This is a genomic window from Paenibacillus oryzisoli, from assembly GCF_001653565.1.
In the GTDB taxonomy this organism is placed as follows: domain Bacteria; phylum Bacillota; class Bacilli; order Paenibacillales; family NBRC-103111; genus Paenibacillus_E; species Paenibacillus_E oryzisoli.
The window spans coordinates 294,029-316,971 of sequence record NZ_LYPB01000050.1 but is presented as its reverse complement, the minus strand read 5'-3'; the positions used below and the strand labels follow the sequence as shown (position 1 = coordinate 316,971).

The 22,943-nt window shown below is 47.7% G+C and carries 20 protein-coding genes; 12 read left to right on the top strand and 8 right to left on the bottom strand.

What is annotated here, in order from left to right:
* Positions 1 to 12 precede the first annotated feature (12 nt).
* From A8708_RS09445 to A8708_RS09430, 4 genes are all read right to left on the bottom strand, one after another.
* The gene (locus A8708_RS09445) at positions 13 to 927 is read right to left on the bottom strand and encodes a haloalkane dehalogenase (protein WP_068663231.1); all 915 of its coding nucleotides are present in this window, start codon (positions 925 to 927) and stop codon (positions 13 to 15) included.
* 131 nt (positions 928 to 1,058) lie between these two features.
* Entirely contained in the window at positions 1,059 to 1,913 is an 855-nt protein-coding gene (locus A8708_RS09440) for a helix-turn-helix domain-containing protein (protein ID WP_068663230.1), read from the bottom strand.
* A gap of 490 nt (positions 1,914 to 2,403) precedes the next feature.
* Positions 2,404 to 2,841 carry a GreA/GreB family elongation factor gene (locus A8708_RS09435; RefSeq protein ID WP_068663229.1) on the bottom strand — a complete coding sequence of 146 codons (438 nt, stop codon included), beginning with the start codon at positions 2,839 to 2,841 and terminating at the stop codon, positions 2,404 to 2,406.
* 199 nt (positions 2,842 to 3,040) lie between these two features.
* Entirely contained in the window at positions 3,041 to 3,241 is a 201-nt protein-coding gene (locus A8708_RS09430) for a hypothetical protein (protein ID WP_068663228.1), read from the bottom strand.
* Positions 3,242 to 3,612: 371 nt separating this feature from the next.
* Here A8708_RS09430 and A8708_RS09425 point away from each other — a divergent pair, with 371 nt between their 5' ends.
* Complete coding sequence (locus tag A8708_RS09425) at positions 3,613 to 4,593, top strand: aldo/keto reductase (RefSeq protein WP_068663227.1); 981 nt, start codon at positions 3,613 to 3,615, stop codon at positions 4,591 to 4,593.
* Positions 4,594 to 4,992, top strand: a complete 399-nt coding sequence (locus A8708_RS09420) for a MerR family transcriptional regulator (protein WP_068663226.1) — start codon at positions 4,594 to 4,596, stop codon at positions 4,990 to 4,992.
* A 141-nt stretch (positions 4,993 to 5,133) separates the two neighbouring features.
* On the opposite strand, the gene A8708_RS09415 is transcribed toward A8708_RS09420, so the two are convergent.
* The 3 genes from A8708_RS09415 to A8708_RS09405 form a co-directional block, all read right to left on the bottom strand.
* Positions 5,134 to 5,811, bottom strand: a complete 678-nt coding sequence (locus A8708_RS09415) for a TIGR00266 family protein (RefSeq protein ID WP_068663225.1) — start codon at positions 5,809 to 5,811, stop codon at positions 5,134 to 5,136.
* Positions 5,812 to 5,864: 53 nt separating this feature from the next.
* A complete protein-coding gene (locus tag A8708_RS09410; RefSeq protein ID WP_068663224.1) occupies positions 5,865 to 7,064 on the bottom strand; it encodes an MFS transporter in 1,200 nt (399 codons plus the stop codon).
* A gap of 61 nt (positions 7,065 to 7,125) precedes the next feature.
* A complete protein-coding gene (locus A8708_RS09405) occupies positions 7,126 to 8,094 on the bottom strand; it encodes a helix-turn-helix transcriptional regulator (RefSeq protein ID WP_239696616.1) in 969 nt (322 codons plus the stop codon).
* Positions 8,095 to 8,175: 81 nt separating this feature from the next.
* On the opposite strand from A8708_RS09405, the gene A8708_RS09400 reads away from it, so the two are divergent.
* Positions 8,176 to 9,570, top strand: coding sequence for an MATE family efflux transporter (locus A8708_RS09400; RefSeq protein ID WP_068663222.1), 1,395 nt, complete (start codon positions 8,176 to 8,178; stop codon positions 9,568 to 9,570).
* A 39-nt stretch (positions 9,571 to 9,609) separates the two neighbouring features.
* Here A8708_RS09400 and A8708_RS09395 read toward each other — a convergent pair whose 3' ends face one another.
* Positions 9,610 to 10,515, bottom strand: a complete 906-nt coding sequence (locus tag A8708_RS09395; protein ID WP_068663221.1) for an ArsR/SmtB family transcription factor — start codon at positions 10,513 to 10,515, stop codon at positions 9,610 to 9,612.
* A gap of 167 nt (positions 10,516 to 10,682) precedes the next feature.
* Between A8708_RS09395 and arfA the strand changes: the two genes are divergently transcribed.
* The 9 genes from arfA (at position 10,683) to A8708_RS09350 (ending at position 22,943) form a co-directional block, all read left to right on the top strand.
* On the top strand, positions 10,683 to 12,194 hold the full coding sequence (gene arfA, locus A8708_RS09390) for an arabinosylfuranosidase ArfA (RefSeq protein WP_068663220.1): 1,512 nt from the start codon (positions 10,683 to 10,685) through the stop codon (positions 12,192 to 12,194).
* 185 nt (positions 12,195 to 12,379) lie between these two features.
* A complete protein-coding gene (locus tag A8708_RS09385; protein WP_068663219.1) occupies positions 12,380 to 12,712 on the top strand; it encodes a c-type cytochrome in 333 nt (110 codons plus the stop codon).
* Positions 12,713 to 12,811: 99 nt separating this feature from the next.
* Positions 12,812 to 14,830 (top strand): LTA synthase family protein, encoded by a 2,019-nt coding sequence (locus A8708_RS09380; protein ID WP_068663218.1) that lies wholly within the window; start codon positions 12,812 to 12,814, stop codon positions 14,828 to 14,830.
* A 295-nt stretch (positions 14,831 to 15,125) separates the two neighbouring features.
* Positions 15,126 to 15,902 carry an ABC transporter permease gene (locus tag A8708_RS09375; protein WP_068663217.1) on the top strand — a complete coding sequence of 259 codons (777 nt, stop codon included), beginning with the start codon at positions 15,126 to 15,128 and terminating at the stop codon, positions 15,900 to 15,902.
* Positions 15,899 to 16,690, top strand: a complete 792-nt coding sequence (locus A8708_RS09370; RefSeq protein WP_068663216.1) for an ABC transporter permease — start codon at positions 15,899 to 15,901, stop codon at positions 16,688 to 16,690. Before A8708_RS09375 ends, A8708_RS09370 begins: the two co-directional genes overlap by 4 nt.
* Positions 16,691 to 16,722: 32 nt before the next feature.
* The gene (locus A8708_RS09365) at positions 16,723 to 17,694 is read left to right on the top strand and encodes an ABC transporter ATP-binding protein (protein WP_068663215.1); all 972 of its coding nucleotides are present in this window, start codon (positions 16,723 to 16,725) and stop codon (positions 17,692 to 17,694) included.
* A 32-nt stretch (positions 17,695 to 17,726) separates the two neighbouring features.
* Positions 17,727 to 20,066, top strand: coding sequence for an RNA polymerase recycling motor HelD (gene helD / locus A8708_RS09360; RefSeq protein WP_068663214.1), 2,340 nt, complete (start codon positions 17,727 to 17,729; stop codon positions 20,064 to 20,066).
* A gap of 334 nt (positions 20,067 to 20,400) precedes the next feature.
* Positions 20,401 to 21,495: a GerAB/ArcD/ProY family transporter gene (locus tag A8708_RS09355; RefSeq protein WP_068663213.1), complete on the top strand. Its 1,095-nt coding sequence runs from the start codon at positions 20,401 to 20,403 to the stop codon at positions 21,493 to 21,495.
* Positions 21,492 to 22,943: a spore germination protein gene (locus A8708_RS09350; protein ID WP_068663212.1), complete on the top strand. Its 1,452-nt coding sequence runs from the start codon at positions 21,492 to 21,494 to the stop codon at positions 22,941 to 22,943. The genes A8708_RS09355 and A8708_RS09350 overlap by 4 nt, the downstream gene beginning before the upstream one ends.

Sequence of the window (22,943 nt, the reverse complement as noted above, 5' to 3'; positions counted from 1 at the left end):
AAGCAGCTCAGTTCATACCGCGTTGTTGTTGATTTGTTGCAGCCAGCGTTGCAGTTCCTGTCCAATCGCATGCGGATTCTCTTCTGCTAGATGGTGAAACCCTTTGCCGATATCAAACAAGTTCAAATTAGACAGATGCTTCCGGCACCACTCAAGCTGCGGTTCGCGTACGGTGCAGCCTGGTGTCGCGTAGAAGAGCAGCTTGGGCACGGGTGTAACGGTAAACCATGCATTGCGAGCGTTCACCGCTTCGATAACTTCGGACGGGGTTCCTTCAATGGGAATTTGGTTCGGGAATACCCACATCGGCCTTCTGTCCTCTAACTTACGGAATGGCTCACGAAAGTACTCAAGCTCTTCCGGACTAATTGTTCGGTTTATGATGGTATTCGTCATGCCTTCAATAAACACGCTGTTGTCCCGCATAAACGGCCATCCTTCTATGGGGTCGCGAAGTTTTTGGAACAATGGCTGCGCTTCTGGCGGCGAGAAATCGGACCAGGATGCATTCGGATACAATGCTTGTGGTTCAAGCATCACAATAGCCTTGATCTTATTCGAATGATTCGTTGCATATTGCAAACCTATGGCAGCGCCCCAATCATGTACGACAAGTGTTATCCTATCGAGTTCTAATTGTTCGATGAACCGGGTTACATAATCGACATGTTCCAAGAACGTATAGCCGATGCCCGGTTTATCTGAGCGGCCCATGCCGATTAAATCAACGGCGATACAACGATGGGATTCTTGAACGTAAGGAATGATATTGCGGAACGTGTAGGACCACGTGGGGTTGCCGTGTAGAAACAAGACCGGATCGCCGCTTCCAACTTCAATATAATGCAGTTGATTGCCATTCACCGTCATGTAATGGGATTCAAAAGGGTATTCCTTGCCAATGGGTAACGATTCGAGATGGGACATACTTGGAGCAGCTCCTTTGTTGTGAGGTTCGGTTGATAAACCAAGTGTAACAGTACTCCCGGTCCGCTCATTGTATAAATGCGACAACCTTGTCGGTAACCAAGGAGTCCGCTCGTAGGGTTGCGAATGATTCAATAATATAAGTGTTCGCTTGGGCCGGACAAGGGTTCGTTTTCATGGAGGGAACGTTTTAATTCCGGTTGAACCTCGCTGCGGAAGAACTGCTCTGGACTTGTACCGGCAAACGATTTGAAGTCTTTGCTCAAATGGGCATGATCCGTGTAACCACAAGCCTGTACGATATCTAGATAATCATAACCTGCATAGTGTAGCCTGATTGTTTGCTGGAAGCGGACTATGCCTGCGAATTGTTTGGGTGACGTGCCGATCCCAGCGTTAAATCGGCGTTCCAACGTGCGTTTGCTCACATATAACTGCGCGGCTAAGCGCTCAATTGACAGCGAGCCCTGCTGCTGTAGGATTGCTTGTGCAGCAGCCTGAACCAGTTGTTCATCTACATTGTCTCGGAGAGCTGACAACAGAAATTGCTGCACGATATTCACTCGGTCTATTGCACTGGACGCCTCCGCGAGTTTTTCTTCCATCTCTCGGACGTCTTTGGATGGAAATACAAGATCCAAAGATATATCCGCATTTTGAAATTCATGAATGGGATATCGGGTGAAATGAGACAAACCACCTGGCTTGAACGAAATGATAACAGTTCCGATTGCACCCGTGCCCAGGTATTCCTTAAATGTGGCATGCATACCAGTGATGCCGCTTGCGCTCATGGGGATGACCTTATCATTTTCCAGTAATTTCATCGGCTGCCCGTACTGAATACCGATCACCGTCATGGTACTCGGCAACACTTTAACCGAATTGCGATTGGAGAAATTAACCGCATTGAAATCATCTTGCACCATGATGGCTTCGAGGTAGGGTCGTAGGATCAGTGATGGCGTGTATTTTTGGATAAACATATGGCACCGAGTGACTCCTTTCGTGCAGGGGTTTGAACACTATTATACGCTATAGTTACATATAGTCATAAGAAAAGCGACCTTTAGCCGTGCGGCTAGAGATCGCTTTTTTGTTTTAGCTCGTGAGTTTCAACAACATGGGTGTATGCGGAGCGAGTGTAAAAGAAAGCTCATCAAGTGTACCCAGTTCTTCGCGATTCCAGAGGCATGTGGCGCCTATATCTCACACCGTTCGAACATGCCATGGAGAATCGCCTAATGTCCCAGAAATCATCGGTCATCCGCCATAGGTTGGCATTATTGCGCCACTTTGGCAGAGGTCCAAGCTCCTGTAGCAGTTCCTTCCACACGTGCTGCGGAACCCGCAAAAGCCGTAGTTATCTTTCATGACCATAATCGATAGGTTCCCCCTTGTTAGAAAATTTGTAGGAATGTTGGGTATAGAATGCTTTTATCGAATAGGTATCATGATCGTTACATTGGAAAAAGCTTAATCGTTATTCGTAAGCGTAGTCCCTACAATCCGAACGGAATATTCTGCCTCGGGCGTTTGAAGAACGAAGGTTTCACCAGTTGATCTTGATAACAATTGATTTCCAAGTGGCGAAAACAACGAGATCCGATTATGATCAGGATCTATGTCTGTTGGGAGGACCACTGTAAATAATTCATGGGATCCTTCCCCATCATAACAAATGGTAATGTTACTTCCTATTACCGTCACTTTGTTCAACGTTTTAACAAGATTAACATCGTCAAGCTCAAGTAATCTCTCCAATATTTTTACATAGTGTTGAATACTCTTATGCACTTGGGTCCTCTGCAGTGAAGGATAACTGTCAAGGTACATCGTCATTTGCTCGTCAAGAAAAACAAGCTGATCAACAAGTCGACTACGAGTAGGGTTGGACAAATGGCTACGGTTCATCGTAGATTCCACCCCACATGATGAGATTCCAATATCGATCTAATTGCCTCATGTACAAAACCTCCGGAAAATTAGTTTGCTTATTATCTTTTTTCAATACTTCTGTAAGATTGAACAGACTAGGATTACAGTAAGAAGAACTGTAGAGAAGACGGAGAGTAGTTTAAAGAAGGTCTCCATTTTCGTGTGAACACCTCTCTTACTTGGGGTTACTTTCTCCCGTTTTATAAACTACAAGGATGGCACTACGTTGAAACCCTACCCCGCTTGGGGATGACTTCAAGATGGAACCATAGCATACGTTAACAATTTGATCCTCTCTCAATTCGGCTAAAAACTGATTTGCTCTTGCCTCCGCATAAGACGCATCCGTATCTAAAAACTCTTTTACTTGAATCACTTCGAATTCCTCCCTGAATTGTCGATTGACTAGCATGTACAGCAGAAAGACAGCGGAAAAACAGCCCAATCACAGCCCAATCACATAAGCCCTCACCCTTTCGCAAAGTACATACCTGAGATGTACAATACCCATAAAAGTATAACAAGACATCCCGCAAATAAAGGCGGAACGTCTTGTTGCTTTGACCATAACACTTTAACTAGCAGGTGTCAATTTGAATAAGCGAATGGAGGTGGGCCTTACGTAGGGCAGTTGGGAAGGGACTGTCTGTTTTTAGGAGAGGAATGGCAACTTGACTTGGAGTTAACTCCAGAGAGTAAACTATAACTGTAGGAATTATGTGCTATAAGAAAGCGAGGTCTCATCAGATGGATTATGTGAAACTGGGAAATACAGGCTTGGATGTATCGCGGATCAGTCTTGGATGCATGAGTTTTGGCGTAGCAGAACGCTGGACGCATCCCTGGGTGCTGAATGAAGAGAACAGTCGTCCTATTATTAAAAGAGCGCTCGAGCTGGGGATCAATTTCTTTGATACCGCGAATATTTATTCAGATGGAACAAGTGAGGAAATAGTTGGACGAGCACTGAAAGATTATGCGAACCGTGATGAAATTGTCCTCGCGACCAAAGTTCATTTCCGCATGCATCAAGGTCCCAATGGGGGTGGTCTTTCCCGGAAGGCTATCTTGAGTGAAATAGATAAAAGTCTGAAGAGACTGGGAACAGATTATGTTGATCTGTATCAAATCCATCGCTGGGATTATCATACGCCGATCGAAGAAACGATGGAAGCTCTGCATGATGTAGTGAAGGCGGGGAAGGCGAGATACATTGGTGCATCTGCGATGTATGCTTGGCAGTTTCTAAAGGCCCTGCATGTAGCCGAGAAAAATGGCTGGTCACGATTCGTATCGATGCAGAATCATCTCAATCTTATTTATCGTGAAGAGGAGAGGGAGATGATGCCGCTGTGCAAGGATCAAAAAATCGGCGTCATTCCATATAGTCCATTGGCATCTGGTAGATTAACACGTGATTGGTCAGAAACAACGCACCGTTCCGAAACGGACCAAGCTCAGCGAATGAAATATGATGCATTTGCAGATAAAGATCAAGTCATCGTAGAGCGTCTTGCAGCAGTAGCTAAACAACGCGGCGTACCTCGTGCGCAAGTGGCCCTTGCCTGGTTGTTGCAGAAAGAACCCGTAACAGCTCCGATTATCGGTGTTACACAAATGTCGCAATTGGATGATGCAGTAGCTGCGCTTTCTCTAACGCTTACATCTGAAGAAATTGCGTCGTTGGAAGAACTGTATGTGCCACATCGCGTCGTTGGGGCCATCTAAATGTTGATCGCTGAAGTAAGTGAGAAATTTGACTTGTCACAAGATACCCTACGTTATTATGAACGAATCGGACTTATCCCGCGGGTGAACCGCAATAAGAGTGGATTAAGGGACTATTTGGAGGAAGATTGCAGATGGGTTGAATTTATCAAATGTATGCGAGGCGTGGGTCTCCCCGTTGAAACTTTGATTGACTATGTGCGACTGTTTCAGCAGGGGGATGAAACGTTGGAGACGAGGAAAGAGCTCCTAGCCGAGCAGCATAAACAACTCACAGCAAGAATGGCAGACATGCAGAAAGTCCTCGAGCGTCTAGAGGGTAAAATGGATAGATATGACGAAATGATCGGAGCCGCACGCCAGACAAGTGGTTTTTCTCCTGTTATTTTCTCGCCGTAGATAAGCGGGAATCAAGAGAGGGATGCGAACCTGGCTGATGTAGGCGTTGTAAGGATGTTTTTCACCGTTGCAGCGGTGAGCGGCATCCGCAGCAAAAACAAAGGAGCTAAGCGCATAAACACGCTTAGCTCCTTTTCTAATTTATCTGCCCGGCAGCAGCTGCTTAATCCAACCGCCGAAACTCTTCGGATTCCGCGTTTGAATGAGCACGACGCCTTCGCCGCGGAAGCGGCAGACAACGCCTTCACCGCTGGTAAGGCTGGAGATCCAGCCTTTTGCTGCTTTTTCAATCGTATACTGCGTATAATCCGGCCAAGCAACAAGGTGTCCGTTATCGATGAGCACTTCCTCGCCCGGTTTCAAGTTAACTGCATGAATCGCGCCGTAAGAGGAGAGGAAAACAGTGCCTCTACCGCTAATTTCTACGATGAAGAAACCTTCGCCGGACATGAAGCCGCCCATTAGATTCTGCATTTTCGTGTTGACTTGGATACCGGAGGTGCCAGCAAGGAAACCGTCTTTCTGCACAAATAGCTTGTACGAGCCATCTAACTCAACAGCCTCAATGTCGCCGATTACGGCAGGGGCGAGCAGCACTTCACCTGATCCACGATTAGGAGTCAATTCTTGGAAGAAGAACTTCTCTCCGCTGAGCATGCGGCCGAGTCCTTTCATGATCCCGCCATCCACTGTTCCTTTCAGCTCGATATTGGGTGACATGGAGACCATCGCACCAGCTTCAGCTTTAATATTCTCACCGGCATCAAGCTGAACACGCAGCATCGGAAATGCGCCTTTATATAAAATTTCGTGTTTCATCGTATTCCTCCAATAGATTTAATTTTGGAATAAATTAGAACTGCCATATTTCTCTACGCCTCTTTGGGCCGAATGGTTGCATCCAAACTGCGATTCGCATACACGAAGATCGCACAGAGGAGCAGAATACTCATCGTGACATAGAACACAGAAGTGAAACCATACGCAGCTGCCAAGTGACTGCCGAGCAGGGGGCCGATGAGATTGCCAAGGAATAGTGAAGATGTATTGAATCCATAAGCGGTGCCTTGGATCTCTGGAGCTGCCAGCTTCATGACTAGTGCGTTCAACGATGGAATCATGCCCCCGATGAACAGTCCAAGCAGGAATCTTCCAACCAACAACATGGAAATATTCGTGGCAAAAGCCTGAGGGATAAAGGCCACTGCCGCCATGACGAGGGCAATGACCAGTGTCATGCGTTGACCGATTCGGTCACCAAGTCTCCCTAATGTAGGGGCTCCGAATAAATTGGCGATACCGGTAATGGCGACGATCAGTCCAGCGAAGAAGGCCAAGTGAGCCCCTGTATACAGGGTCTTGGCATACACCGTAACGATCGGTTCGATGCTCATCATTCCGATCTGAGTGATCAGAGATGCGGCGAACACAGGCAGCAAGGGGCGAAACAGGCGCCACTGTGTTTTCTGTTTCACCTTTTTGTCGGAAACAGGCTTCCGTTCCTCTTTAATGAACAGCATGACGATGAGGCTGGCACATAGCATGAGTCCTCCTGTGAAGAAGAATACATGGTGGTACCCGAGAAAGCTTGCCAACACACCGCCAATCAAAGGGCCGATGAGCGTGCCTGCAATAGCGCCAGTTTGCAGCGTGCCTAGCGATTTGCCAGAATGCTCCCGCGGCGTCAGGGAGGCTTGCAATGAGACGGCCATCGAGATGAAGCCGGAGAAGAAACCGTTCAGCAACCTCAGCGATAATAGCTGCCAAGGTGATGTGACGATGCCCATTAGTGCTGTTACGATGGCCATCCCGAATCCGGCACGAAGCAGCATGATCTTGCGCCCGCGTCGATCTGCAATGGCTCCCCACAGTGGCTGGGTCAAAAAGGAAGTAATGAATTGAGCAGCGACGATCCAGCCTGTCCAACGGACAATATCATTTAGATCATGAACCCCTAACTCCCCGATATAGAGAGGTAAGAACGGAAGAACCAGATTCATGCCACACGTAATGGAGAAGTTAGCGCCCCAGAGTATCCATAATGACTTTTTCCAATGTAAAGGGGTTGCCATGATGAGAGGACTCCTTATCTTTTTTTCTCAGTATAGCATAAATGAATCGCTCCCCAAGCATCTAGGTCCCTTGTGAAAACTGCTGCCGGTAGCTGCGAGGGGACATTCCTTCCAGTCTGGCGAAGCTCGCTGCGAAATAAGCGGCCTGCTCAAAGCCAACCTCCTGGGCTATATGGGCAATAGGCCTCTCCGTTTGCAAGAGTAAGAGCTTGGCCTGAGCCACTCGTAATTTCAGGAGGTAGGTTACGGGCGAGCAGCCGTATTCTTTTTGCATACAGCGAGCGATGTAGACAGGATGGAAGTTGAGCTCATCGCCGAGTTGCTTAGCAGACACGGGTTCGCGGAAATGCTGTCTTAAGTAGGAAGCCGCTTTCTCTGCGCAGGTTCTAGAGGCGGAGGCGTGATCGGTCTCACCAGACGCGGCAAGTTGATGCAGAATTTCTTGGAACAACTGCTGTTGGGCGAAGCGAGCACTGCTCACATGCGAACGAGACTGAAGCTGGAGAAGCTGGTCGAAAACCTCGTACATTTTCTCAGGATGCTGTAGCGTCGTAAATTGCGGAATGCGCATCGTGAACGGTTCCACGGCGAAAGCCTCAACCTTGGCTTCCTTAGGAGTAGGGTCCTCCAAAGAGACAAGTGGGGCGGCAGAAGGATTTATTAACCCCCATGCACCGCCTACATGGAAATGCAGCCAATAGGTGTGAGTGAGCTCTTCACATTCCTTTGTTGCGAAGTGATAGCGATCAGGCCGCAAAATGACAGCCTGCCCAGCCCCCACCTCGAAGCGGGCATCATCCTCCCCGATGTAGAAGCAGCCGGACGTGGTGATAAGCAAATCAAAGACTTGAATATGACTGCGACTTGGATGCTGACCACCCTGTGGAATGCTGTTTAATCCACTTGTGATATAGTGCGGCAGAGGAGGGATCGTGATCTCAAGAAATGCCATCTGAAAGCCACCTGCTTTATCTGAAATGGAAGTTGGAATTGTATAAGTTTCAGTTGCAATGTTGATACATGAAATCAACTATAACAGCTATAATTTGAACTGACTACAAAGTTTCATTTTCATAACAATTAGAGAATCATACTGGATGGTGGCGCGAACATGAAGGCGGAGACAAATAAATATTCATTATGGTTTCTAGCATGGCCTATATTTGTAGAATTACTGTTGCAGCTGCTCCTGGGTGCCGTTGATACGCTTATGGTAAGCCGCGTATCCGACGATGCGGTTGCGGTAGTTGGCTTGGCGAACCAAATCTTTCAAGCGGTTATGATCTTATTCATGACTGTAGCAAGCGGCGCAGGTATTCTCATTGCACAGAAAATCGGGGCTCGGCAGCAGGAGTCTGCACGAACGGTCGGGATTATGGCTGTCACGATCAGCGGGCTCATCGGTGCGATACTCAGTGTGATCCTGTATCTAGAGGCGGTTCCGCTAGCAAGACTGTTTCAATTGGAAGAGCGATTAATCCCAATGGCACATACGTATATTTCAATTGTCGGTAGTGGCATGGTATTGACGGCACTCACAGCTACCCTCAGCACAGCCATTCGGAATACAGGCAACACGAAGGGACCGATGATTGTCGCAATCGGGATGAATGTGATCCATGTCGTGTTGAACTACGCTTGGATCAATGGTGCGCTAGGATTTCCACAGCTAGGTTTAACCGGAGTTGCGATTTCAACATTAGTGAGTCGCTTACTCGCGACTTGTATGCTTCTCTATATGTTTGTATCGATCTTTGAGCGTAAGATTAGATGGCGTGATCTGGGTGTATTTAACCGGAAACTATTTAGCGAGATTATCCGAATTGGCTGGCCGCTCGGCATCAATATGTCATCTTGGGTACTGTCGCAGCTCGCAATATATAGCTTTCTAGCAACGATGGGGGCTGCGGCTTTGGCAGCGAGAACGTATATGAATACACTGGAATCCATCTGCTTCATGTTAGGTTATTCGATTGCTTTATCCTCACAAATCCAGATAGCGCATCTATTCGGTTCTGGGCAAACGCAAGCGGCTTACAAAGCGGGCTACCGTGGCACATGGATTGGGCTGGGCTTGGTTGGGTGCAACAGTATCCTTCTTCTAATCATCGGCAAAAGCTTCTTGGGTTTCTTCAGTTCAGACAATGTAATTATTGAGCTGGCTCTTTCTTGTTTAGTGCTAACAGCGATACTGCAGCCAGGCAGAATGATTAATATGGGCTTTGGCAATGCACTCAATGCGATTGGGGATACCCGTTTTAATATGGTGATTTCACTGTTCTCGATGTGGGGCGTTGCTGCGGGACTCTCTTATGTGCTTGGACTGCATTATGGGTGGGGATTGGCAGGTATTTATGTTGCCATGATGTGTGATGAGTATCTACGCGGTATTCTCGTGGCCATTCGTTGGCGGAGGAAGAAGTATTTGCGTATAGCGGAGGAACCGAAGAAAGGGATTGAAGCTGTGGGGCCGACGCCAAAAGTTAGCTACACGAGCCATCCATAATCTTGTCGGCAATCGTATATCAGTTACCTGCGCAAGCACCTACCTCCTGTAGGTGCGAAACCGAATATCTTGGTTGTAGTTGCCAAAGCCTTCCCCATATAACGTTAATCCACCGACATGCTCGGCATGATCGGGTACTTCTAACCGCAAGGTCCACTCGTTGCGTGAGAGGGGAAGGTCCTGAAGGGTAACCGCTGAAAGTTGCTGCCCATCTAAGAACGTTCCCGCTTCAGTGATGCGAAGTACCTTTAACCACCCATACTGGTTGGTGTAATCTGACCACCAAGAGGGAGTAAGAAGACCGCGGCCAGCACCGGAATCGCCAGGGCTTGTCCAGTAGCCGAGCAGCGTACCATTCACATAAAAGTGAATATCAGACGGCCAATTGGCTGCGATACCTGGTGCTTCCGAGCCGAGTTCCAGTGAGATTTCAATCTCCTCCAAAGTCTGACCTGGCAGCATATAGTTGGGGACCTGGTATTCTACGAAGCCCTTGGCAAACCAAAGAATTTTGGCATGCATGCGATCAGGCTCGAAGAAAAAGCGAGGGTCGTCAAACTGGCCAATGACTCGCTCTGCCGAAGCCAGACCGCAGGTCGAATGGACCTCGTAGCTTGTATAGTGACCTACAGGAATCGATACTTCGTTGAATAATCGCTCTTGTTCGGCGGACTGAGGAAGTTGAATGTCAATATGCGAGAGGGCTAATGTACAGATTTTGTGTGTACCGCCTTGCTTGCGAACGAGCTTTGTATGAATGAGGCCGCCGGTTTCCAACTTTTTGACATGCATTGTCACGATCGCACTGCTGAGGGAGAGGCGCTGCGCTAAATCCTTCACGTTCATCGCTTCCTCTGCTAATAACTCCAAAATGTGAAGCCGTACATCGCTAGCCAACGCTTCATATAGGGGCAGCCACTTGCGGTCTGTTGTCGTGTGAATCATTCTTGAACGCCTACTTTCGGTTTCTCTGATTAACATAAATATGAATGCAACAAAAACGGGTGAGAGGTATTGATCTCCATCCTTTTTTGCTGTTTAATATGAGTTGTACATAATAAACATATTAACTGATTTATATTTTTATTAATTATACGATGAGGTGAGCTCTTATGTCTACGAAAGCAAGCATGATTATTGACAAAGATTTTAAAGTTGGGGAAGTTGATCCCCGTTTGTATGGTTCCTTTATTGAGCATTTGGGGCGTGCGGTATATGGTGGGATTTATGAACCGGGACATCCGCAAGCAGATGAACAAGGGTTTCGAGGAGATGTGCTGGAGCTAGTTAAAGGTCTGAATGTGCCGATAGTTCGTTATCCTGGTGGAAACTTTGTGTCGGGCTATAACTGGGAGGATGGCATCGGACCTGTTGACCAACGCAAAAGACGTCTGGACCTCGCGTGGCGCACGATTGAGCCGAATTTGATCGGCCTTAATGAGTTTATGGACTGGTGCCGCAAAGCGAACACGGATGCGATGATGGCGGTGAATCTGGGAACTCGCGGTCCTGATGAGGCCAGGGACATTATTGAGTATAGCAACATCACGGGCGGCACCTACTGGAGTGATTTGCGTATTTCCCATGGCTACCGTGCACCGCATAACATCAAAACATGGTGCTTAGGCAACGAAATGGATGGCCCATGGCAAACCGGAAGTAAGACAGCAGTAGAATATGGCCGCATAGCTTGTGAGACAGCGAAAGTGATGAAATGGGTGGATCCTTCCATTGAGCTAGTCGCTTGTGGCAGTTCGCACTTGGGCATGCCTACCTTCCCAGACTGGGAAGCAACGGTTCTTGAGCACACCTATGATCATGTTGATTACATTTCGCTTCATCAGTACTACGGCAATCGTGACCAAGATTCTGCGAATTTCCTAGCCCAATCGCTAGGCATGGATCGCTTTATCCATACCGTAATTGCTACAGCTGACTTCGTTCAAGCGAAAAAGCGCGGTAAGAAGAAGATCAATTTATCCTTCGATGAATGGAACGTGTGGTATCATTCGAATGCTGCCGATCGCATCATCGAGCCTTGGTCCATTGCACCGCCACAGCTGGAGGACATCTATAACCATGAAGATGCGCTTCTTGTAGGCTGTATGCTGATTTCCATGCTGAAACGTGCGGATCGTGTCAAAATGGCCTGTTTAGCTCAATTGGTTAATGTGATTGCGCCAATTATGACTGCAAATGGTGGTGCAGCGTGGAAGCAAACGATTTACTATCCGTATCTACATGCGAGTGTGTTCGGGCGTGGAACGGTTCTCGTTCCGCTCATTAAGTCACCGAAGTATGATGCCAAGGACTACACCGACGTGCCTTACCTCGAGGCTGTTGCCGTACACAATGAAGACGCATCAGAGCTCACTATCTTTGCAGTGAATCGTCATTTAGCGGAAGCGCTTCCGCTGGAGATGGATCTGCGTAGCTTTGGCAGCTTCCACATCGTTGAGCATATCGTATTGGAGCACGAGGATCTCAAGGCTTCTAATACCTTGGAAGCGCCAGACCGGGTGAAGCCACATTCCGCAGGAAGTGCAACGATCTCGATGAATGGACAAATTGAGGCAGTGCTTGGTAAGGCTTCTTGGAACGTAATTCGTCTTAAATTGGTATAAAAATATGAAATAAATTCATAGGTACACCTATATAAAGCCGCGAGTTGGACCATAATAATCATATGAGAAACCTTGATCAGCAGGAATATCGAGGTTGTTCATGTGATGGTGCCCGCGGCTCTTCTTTCTTTTCCAATCCACGCTCTGGTATGATGAGAGAAAAGAGTTTGAAGGAGTTTGGGCACATGAAAATGAGAGTAGGCCTAGTTGGCGGCTTCTTGCTAGTGACAGCAATGAGCATTACGGCTTGTGGCAATCAACCATCGGCAACACCGAGCGCGAGTGTTTCTGCAAATGTAGACGTTGCAAAACTGTATCAGAATTATTGTATTTCCTGCCATGGTAATCAATTACAAGGCGGACAAGGTCCTAATATTCAAAAAGTGGGGGAACGCCTCACAGAAGCTGAAATTGTAAATCGGATACAAAAGGGTGGTGGCGGGATGCCGCCGTTTCAGGTCACGATGAAGGAAGAGGAACTAAAAGCACTTGCCGTTTGGTTGGAAGGTTTGAAGTGATTGACAGATACTGGAAGGATTAAGGTTCCCTTAAGGTTAGCTACATAATTTCTTCACAATTGACATTTACAATTAGGGGCATGAGGAGAGTGATGTAAGATGCACTTGAATTTGAAGCCCCGGAAGCGTCTTTCGAGTAAAAAGAGCTCAAGTCGTCTGGGAGCATCGATTTCACTTGTTTTATTTATGATCGGCTTACCTATTCTGTCTGTGGTAGGTATGGAATTTCTTGAACGTGGTGATTTACCTGAAACCATGCAGTGGATAACAGGAAATCAGCCATTATTTATGTTAAACGTAGGGTTGACCTTTTTTTTGTTGGCTTTTGTTTATGCCCTGGTAGGGTCTTTGGCAATCTCTGGCTCCATTACGACCTTAATTCTAGGTCTGATGGCAATTATCTCGTATATGAAAGTGAAAATGATCGGGGAGCCGTTCTTCCCTTGGGATATATTGCTGAACAAAGAGAGTATGGATATTGCTTCATTAGTAACGGGTAAAGCTGCTTTAATTCGAATTTGTGCTATAGCAGCTGTGATTCTCATCGTTCTTGCGCTTCGATGGGTAATCCCGCGTGTAACACTGCCTATTATCGCTCGATTCGGTTTAGGGCTTTTCTCGCTCTATGCCTTATATGCATTCGGAATCAAAACCCCGTTAGCTGGCAAAATTCTGGACCATGCAGGCGTTAATGAGATTGTGTGGGACCAGCAGCAAAACTACGCAAACAACGGGCTCACGCTTGCCTTCACACTCAATGTGAAGAATTCGATTGTCCAGAAGCCAGATACCTACAGTGAACAAGCACTGGCTGCTGCCGCTGCCACGATTCAAGGTGCTTCTTCTGTGCAACAGGAAACGGCTGGCGTCCGCAAAGCGAAAGCGACCCTTGCAGACGGGAAGCAGCCGAATGTTATTTTCGTCATGAGCGAAGCCTTCTGGGATCCTACCCTGCTTGAGAATGTCACGTTCAGCGAAGACCCACTTCCGACAATTCATCGCTTGCAGCAGGAGTCGAGTTCCGGTTATTTGCTTTCGCCACAGTATGGCGGCGGAACGAGCAACGTGGAATTTGAAGTATTAACCGGGAACTCGATGAGCTTCTTACCTGGCGGATCCATTCCATATCAACAGTATATCTCGAAGCCAATTCCAAGTTTGGCCAGTTATTTTGCAGATAAGGGATATAAGAGCATGGGGATTCACTCCTATGAAGGCTGGTTCTGGGATCGGAACAATGTCTATAAGCAGCTTGGTTTTGAATCTTTCAAGAGTAGTGAGCACTTCGACAACCCGGAAACGAAGGGTTATTTCATCTCCGATGCCGAGGTCGCAAGAAACGTGATCAATGAAGTTGATAAAACGGAAAATCCGATGTTTATCTATACCGTAACGATGCAAAATCATGGACCATATGATGATCCGCGTTATGGCGAGAATCAATTCAAAGCAACAGGTAATCTATCTGCTCAAGCCAAAAGCATCCTAGAAACGTATACACAAGGTGCGCATGACGCGGATCAAAGCTTGCAAATGATGATTGATCATTTCAAGGATTTGGATGAACCGACGATGATCGTGTTCTATGGCGACCATCTGCCGATGCTTGGCATGGATTATCAGGTGTATAAGGAAGCAGGCTTTATTTCAACAAGTGATGCTAACAAATGGTCGTTGGAAGAAATCAAGAAGATGCACAGCATCCCGCTTGTGACATGGGCCAATTTTGATATGCCGAAGCAAGACATTCCGGTGCTAAGTGATTCCTTCTTAGGGGCTCATGTGCTGGATATGCTTCATATGGAAAAGCCAGCGAATTTCGCTTTGAATGCCGAGTTGGCCCAGCAGGTACCAGGGCTTCTCAGCAATCTGATTGTCGATCAAGATGGCCAGCTGCATGCAACGGTTCCAGAATCCGCGGCGCCTCTCATCGCCGATTATCGGAACGTGCAGTACGACTTAATGTTCGGTAAACAGTACTTGGCCGCCTATTTGGATCATGATTATTTGACCAAAGGTACGCAAACGGGCTACAATGCTGAATTTGGCGTCCCTGGCGCTGCGCCTCAGTCTGAAGCTATAGGCAGTCAGGAAGCAAAGCCGGCACGTGCGCAATAAATTGGATCAGGCCGTCTCTCAAGTAGAGCTTACTTGGGGGGCGGTTTTTTGTTTGTTGGCGCTATAGGTGAGCAACCCAACAGCAGTAGAAGAACTACTCGCCGCAGGACTTGATCCCGCTCAGGATTGCTAATCTTGCTCCAAGAATAGTTCGTCATCTTATGCCTACCCTGCTAGAAATAACTGTTGCCAGATAGAGGTTTATTTTGGTAATATGGGATTCCGTCTCTACGCGGCGACTGCACGTTAAATGAAAAGGTAAACGGATCTTGAATGACAAAACAGGAGGTGTTTTATGCTTTTCGCGGTTCTAGCGCGCAAGGCGTATGCAAGAAACCTGCAGTATCGTGGCTCGCATTTGCTGCACAATGCCGTAAGTGCGGTGTTCGGCATTATTTATGCCAGCATCTGGAGCAGTCTAGGCAGCGATGCATCGCTGGGCGAATACGGTGCCAAAGGCATCGTAAGTTACATAGCTTTTAACCAAGCCATTCTGTGGATTACACAGTTTACGACGAATGGACTCGGACTCGAGCAATCGGTTCGGACAGGTCAAATCGCGGTCGATCTGATGCGGCCCGTGCATTTATTTTATCAAGCGATGAGCCGTGAATGGGGCCAAGTGTGGTATCAATTCCTATATAAAAGCATTCCGATTTATGTCCTCTATGTCTTCATCTTCTCCTTACAGCTTCCACAAATCGCCTCGGTGTATGGATGGACAGCTCTCTCACTACTCACGGCCTCTTATATTTCCATCTGTATGAATTACTTAATCGGCGTTGCCGCCCTCTGGACGACAGAATCTCGATGGTTTTACTGGGTTAACTATTCGTTTGCTATGCTGCTATCTGGTTTCTTTATCCCTGTGGAATGGCTGCCAGGCTGGCTTCGAACGATTAGTTTGTATACGCCATATCCTTATTTACTCTATTACCCAACTCGAATCTACCTTGGACTTGAACATGGCACTGTGGTGCTGGGCGCAATTCTTTGGGGCATCGGGTTTACTTGTGTCTGTTTGGCTATTACTGGGGTGGTTCGCAAGAAGCTGGAGGTGCAAGGCGGATGATCTCAATTCGGCTGTTTATGCTGCTGATTCGGGCAAGTTTCCGGAGCCGCATGCAGTATAAGTTTAATTTTATATTCTCGACCCTCATGTCTGCATGCATTCAAATCTCTGAGTTTATGATGGTGGCGCTGGTGATGATGAAGTTCGGCCATATCCATGGCTGGTCATTGTACGAAGTGAGCTATCTCTACGGGGTGATCATGATTTCCAAAGCGATTTATCGCACACTTGCCTCTGATGTGCATCATCTCGAGAAATATCTCGTTTCAGGCGACTTGGATGCGATTCTGATTCGTCCTGTTCCTGTGCTGCTTGCTTTGATGACCCAAAATTCACGGATTCTCATAGCCGAAATCTGTCAAGGAACTATCCTGTTGTTTATTTCGATGAAAGCGCTTATCGGAAGCGGGCAAATCGGTTGGAGTGCTATCCCTTTAACGGGGTTTATCATCCTCACAGGTGCGGTGATTTTATTCGCGATTGGACTGGCGACGGCAGCCGCAGGCTTCTGGCTTACACGGATTGAGTCCTTGCAAAACATGACCGAAGATGCCTCCCATACCGCGGCTCGTTATCCGCTCAGCATTTACCCCAAATGGCTCCAAGGCGCGCTGTTAGTGCTCGTGCCAGTAGGATTCGTCAATTATATTCCTGCCCTGTATGTGCTGAGAAATGAAGGTGGCTTAGGCATGTTGTTAGGTACAATAATTGTCGCTGGGGTTGCGTTATGGCTAGCCATGCGATTCTGGAAGTTAGGGTTGTCTCGCTATCAAAGTACAGGTAGTTAATTACATTAACCAAACGGGAGGGGCTAGTCTGCATGATAACAGTCAAGCATTTACGCAAAACTTTTCAATCCCCTGTCATTCAAGAAGGGAAGTTTTCGGGGCTCCGCACCCTATTCTCTAGGGCGTACAAAGAGAAAGAAGCCGTGCGCGATGTGAGCTTCGAAATTGAAACCGGCGAGTTCGTTGGGTATATTGGTCCTAATGGAGCGGGGAAATCGACGACGATCAAAATGCTCACAGGCATCCTTCACCCCACCTCTGGTGAGGTTCTGATTCATGGCAGCTCACCGCAGAAACAACGGAAGCAAGTCGTTCGGCAGCTTGGTGTCGTATTCGGACAGCGGAGCCAGCTGTGGTGGGATCTCCCTGTGAAGGATTCGTATGAAATCCTCCTCGCGATGTACCGCGTAGAAGCGGCCGATGCTCAGCGCCGATTAGGTGAATTGACGGAGCTGCTTGATTTAAAAGAAATTCTGGATACACCAGTTCGCAAACTCTCGCTTGGTCAGCGAATGCGTGCAGATTTGGCAGCTTCGATGCTGCATGATCCGGACATTTTGTTCTTGGATGAGCCTACGATCGGCTTAGATGTGGTAGCCAAAAAGAACATTCGTGGTTTCCTGCACACGTTGAATCGGGATTTCGGGAAGACGATACTGCTGACGACGCATGATATGGACGATATTGAGCAGTTGTGCCCAAGAGTTATTGTCATTAATCATGGGGAAATTGGCTATGATGGTTCCATAGACAAGCTGAGAGAACGTATTGGGCTGCCGACGATGATGAAGGTGTCCTATCGGGGCGAGATTGGGGTGCCGGATAGCTGGGATCTGCCATTTCGAGTGATCGCGCACGAAGCAAATACGCTGACCATTGCTTGTAATCGGCAAGAACTGAAGGCGATGGACGTCCTGCGCATTGTGAGCAATTGGGGCGATATGGAGGATGTACATATGGAAGAACCGGAATTTGAAGAAGTCATTCAGAACGTGTATCTTTGAGATATAGAAATCACTGGGAGTGGAGTGAAACCATGGCGATAGGGAATGAAGAACGAGAGAAGGAAGCGCAGCGCGTCTCTGTGGTGCGCGGAAACATTCAGCGGCGTATTATTGAGCTGCGCCAAACGGTAGATGACCGTAGATCAGAAGCGACGGCGATTGGCCGCAGCTTCTGGGACGATATTTCCGTCAATGCGGACAATGACGATGATTTGATTGAAACGGCAGCGAGTATGGCTCAGCAGGAGCATGTGCTGCAAGGGCAAGAGCGGAGCTACCGACTAGCCCAGGATGCCCTGCGCAAGCTGGAGCGTGTGGTGGATGCGCCGTATTTCAGCCGGATCGATTTTCAAGAGAAGGGCGAACAAGACCGGGAGAAAATCTATATTGGTTTGACGTCATTCATCGATAGTAAGACGGATGAAATACTGATCTATGACTGGCGAGCACCAATCGCCAGCTTGTTCTATGACTATCCGCCAGGCCCGGCGACTTACCGCACACCAGAGATGGACGTAAGCGGCGAATTATGGCTCAAGCGTCAATATATCATCAAATCCGGCGAGCTGCAGGATGTGTTCGATACAGGCATCTCGATCGGTGATGAGATGCTGCAGAAGATGCTCAGCCGCAGCGCGGATGAGAAGATGAGCTCCATCGTCACGACGATTCAGCGCGAGCAGAATCAGATCATCCGGGACGATCATCATAAGGTGCTGGTTGTCCAAGGTGCGGCGGGCAGCGGTAAAACTTCTGTAGCGCTGCAGCGCATCGCGTATCTGCTCTACAAGTATCGGACAACACTTAGTGCCGATAATATGATCCTCTTTTCGCCGAATTCGCTGTTCAGCGATTACGTCTCTCGCGTTCTGCCAGAGCTTGGTGAAGCGACTATGCAGCAAACGACCTTCCAAGACTATTTAACACATAAACTAACGGATACCGGACTGAAATTGGAAGATCCGTATGATCAGCTTGAATTTATTTTGACAGGCACAGAAAAGGATCCTATGTATGCGGCACGTTTGCAGAGCATCACCTACAAGACATCCGAAGCTTTCTTACGTGTGATTGAAGCCTATGGGGATAAATTGAAAGAAGGTGGGATCCGATTCGTTGACTTGGCTGTGGGGAAAAAGGTGCTGATCACCGCAGACGAGCTAAGCGAACGCTTCTACGGCAAGCCTTCGATTCTGGCTATCGGCGAGCGGATGGAGCAATTGTCGGAGTGGATTCTCGAAAAGCTGGATGTATTCCAAGCTGATGTGCAGAAGCGGTTTTATCGCAAGCTTGTGCGTGAGCCAAAATATATGGGCTCTGAGCCTGAGATGAAGAAAATGAGCAGAGTCAAAGCGCACAAAGCGATCACACCGCTCCGCGAAAAGGCACAGAAACTAGCCTATGTCGACGTGCTTGGCATGTACAAGGAGCTGTTTACGGACGCAAGCTTGCAGCAGGAGCTAGTGGGGCTTTCCCATCAGCCACTGCCTGAGGCATGGACGACGATTAGTGAAGTTACAGTGGGGGCACTAACGCAAGGTCACCTGCGCTACGAAGATGCAACCCCGCTCGTGTATCTCAAAGGGCTAGTAGAAGGGCAACTGCGCGTGGGTACGATTCGCTATTGCCTCGTCGATGAAGCACAGGATTATTCACCTTTTCACTATGCCTATTTGAAAAAGCTGTTCCCACGCGCCCGCTTCACACTACTCGGCGATTGGAATCAAGGGATCTTCACGCACGCGAACGCGAATGTGAGTGTAAGTGTAAGTGAGAGTGAGAAGACGAGTGCGCTGGAAGGAGCAAGCGTCGCGCAGCAAGAGCAAGGCTACAGCTCGATTAGCGAGCTGATGGGGGAAGACGAGACGGAGACGATCCGTCTCGTCAAGAGTTACCGCTCGACACGCGAGATCACGGACTTCGCGTGTCAGGTCCTGCCGGGCGGCGAACCGGTGGAACCGTTCAGCCGCAGCGGCGAAGAGCCGCGCTTGCTGCGCGCAGCAAGCGAGCAAGAGTTGGTCCGCCTCGTCGCAGAGACGGCGGCACTTCGTCGCGACGGCGGCGCAAGCTCCGTCGCGATCATTTGCAAGACCGAGCGCGAGACGGCGTCTGCGCACGGTCGCTTGAAGCCGCTGCTGCCGGACCTTGCGCGGATCAGCAAAGACACGCTGCACTACGAGGCAGGCGTGATGATCTTGCCGGCGTACCTCGCCAAAGGGCTCGAGTTCGACGCGGTCATTCTCTACGACGCTGGGGCAGCTGTCTATGCTGAGCCTAAGGAACGCAAGCTGTTTTACACGGCTTGCACCCGGGCACTGCACTATCTGGATGTCTGTTATCTAGGTGAATTAACCCCGTTTCTTCGCGGATAAATAGACATACGTCCATACCCAACCGCCTTGCCTAACATAGGATATAGGGAGAGCCAAGACCAGATTTTGTAAGGCGGAAGGCGGAGGGGGGAACTAACCATGTCAAACGTTGGATACTCCAGCACAGCTGTTGTTCTGGTATTGTACATTTTGTTGGTTATCATTTTGGCAACTTTCTATTAGAGTAATTGGCTGCATGAGCCGCTTTCCGAACTTCGGGAGGCGGCTTTGTTGCGTATTTACGCATAAATTTCCAGTTGCGGGAAAACTTAACGATAGCTGTTATTGTATGTCTATCTCATACTTCTATCTCATTCCAAAGTGGGAGAACCTTATGCCTGTAAAAAAGCAGATTACTACACTCCAACTATATTGTATTATCATCATTTCGATTGCCATAACGAATCATGTTCTGCTAATCCCTGTGCTGCTTCACTACGGGAAGAGGGATTCCTGGCTGGGAGCCTCATTGGCGGTCGTACCCATGCTGATAATGGCTAGTTTGATCTATTTTTTAGTGAAACGAACGAAACAGGGAGATTTAATTGAATGGATCCGAATGAGAATCGGAAAATGGGGGACGTATTTTTTTCGAACGATTCTCATCCTGATCTGTTTTACGCATGCCGTTGTTACCATCAAAGATGTCACTATGTGGACCCATATTACTTATCTTCCTAGAACACCTATATTTATGATTATGTTATTGTTTATCGTATTTTGCTTCTTTGCTGCAAGACAAGGCATGATGGCAATAGCGATTTCATCGGGTATCCTTTTACCAGTTGTTATGCTCCTAGGTTACTTTGTCATGGGTGCGAACTTTCAATATAAGGATTACACGCTGCTTACGCCACTATTTACACATGGATATGGTCCAACTTTAATGTGTGTGGGGCTAACTTGCAGTGCTTCCTTCGAGATTCTGAGTGTACTTATTCTTCAACATCATGTTCGAACCCGAATCCGATTACGAGGCTTATTAATTCTGTCCATGATTGTAATTGGTCTTACCATAGGTCCTTTGACGGGAGCAATCGCCATATTTGGTCCTTTCGAGGCGGCGGATTTGCGTTATCCAGCTTTTGAACAATGGCGTATGGTGACACTAGGGAAATATATTTCCCACTTGGATTTCCTATCTATTTTTCAATGGATTTCGGGCGCCTGCATGCGGACGTCCATCTTGATGTTCATTAGTGTAGATTTGATGAAAGTGAAGCAGAAATCGACTCGCACGCACATCCTCATCTGGATCAGTTTAGGTCTGTTAGGACTAAGCATGTACCCCGTATCTGATAATCAAATGGTGCTGTGGCTGCAAAACGATTACTATATGATCATGTTTGCAGTTGGTCTGGTATTGCTCTTGTTTCTACTAGTAGTCGCGATGCTGCCTATACGGCGAAAGGAGATGGAGGCGAAATGAATGAGCAAGATTTCCATGAATGGTTTGCTCTTTCGGACGACATCATTATCAAAACCTATCCAGTAACGTATGGGGAAATGAGCGATCGTGTTACGATGCTGTTTTGCGAAGGTATGGTCAGGACTGACATGATCGATGGTCTTGTGCTGCCTAGGGTGCAGGCGTTTGTTGACAGCGATTTTTACCGGAATGAAGATGCTTTGGATGTAAGCGCGATGTTGCAATTTGTGCAGTTAACGGGCAAAGACTGGATAACCAATATGAAATTAGCGGTTTATGCGGGACAGCTCATCTTATTTTTTGAAAATATCCAAGCCTTATATGCACTGGACATTGCCTCGCCGCCGAATCGTTCTCCAGAAGAATCGAGTACAGAGACGTCGATTAAAGGGCCACGTGATGGTTTCACGGAAGATGTTATCACGAATATCGCTTTAGTTCGCAAACGATTGGCTACACCGAGTTTATGCTGCGAGAAGATACATTTGGGGCGAAAAAGTAATACGGTCGTTGCCTTATTATATCTAGGTGATGTCATCAACGAGTCGATTCTCCAAGAGGCAAGAGACCGATTGCAAGTGATTGATGTCGATGCGGTTATTAGCAGTGCTCAACTTAATGAAGCTTTGTCAGGACGGGCTTTCTCCTTATTTCCGTTGTTAAACTACACAGGGAGGCCTGACTTTGTGGCCGATAGTTTACTTCGCGGACGATTTGCCGTCATTGTCGATGGTTCGCCGATGGCACTCATTGCGCCAGCTTCCTTGAGCTTTATTTTAGATTCTCCTGAAGATGTTCATAATCCCTACTATTTCGTTGCTTTTGAACGCATATTACGCTTGATAGGATTGCTGATCTCGGTGTTATTGCCTGGTTTGTGGATTTCGGTGTCCAGTTTTAACTTGGACCAAATTCCGTATCAGCTTGTAGCCACCATCTCCTCTTCCAGGTTAGGTTTGCCATTGTCAGGGCCGATGGATTTTATCATTATGTTGCTGCTATTCGAATTATTTCGAGAAGCGGGTGCCAGATTACCGAAAGTCGTTGGGCAGACCGTCACGGTCGTCGGTGGTTTAATCGTTGGGGATGCAGCGATTCGTTCGGGTATTACGAGTCCGACAACACTGGTTGTTACATCCCTATCCACAATTTCGATGTATACGCTGGTCAATCAATCCCTAGCAGGTACGATTACGGTATTGCGCATCGTCATTTTACTAATTTCCACTGTGTTTGGTATCTATGGCTTCATGATTTCGCTTATGGGTCTAGTACTCCTCATGTCTACGCTGGAGTCGTTTGGAGTCCCCTATCTATCGCCATTTTCGCCACCGCAATTTGGGCAGATGGTCACTTCTATCTTGGCTAAACCTTGGACGAGACAAAAGCTAAGACCACATGAACTCAAGCCCAAAGATGATACCCGGCAAGATGGGGAACGATCATGA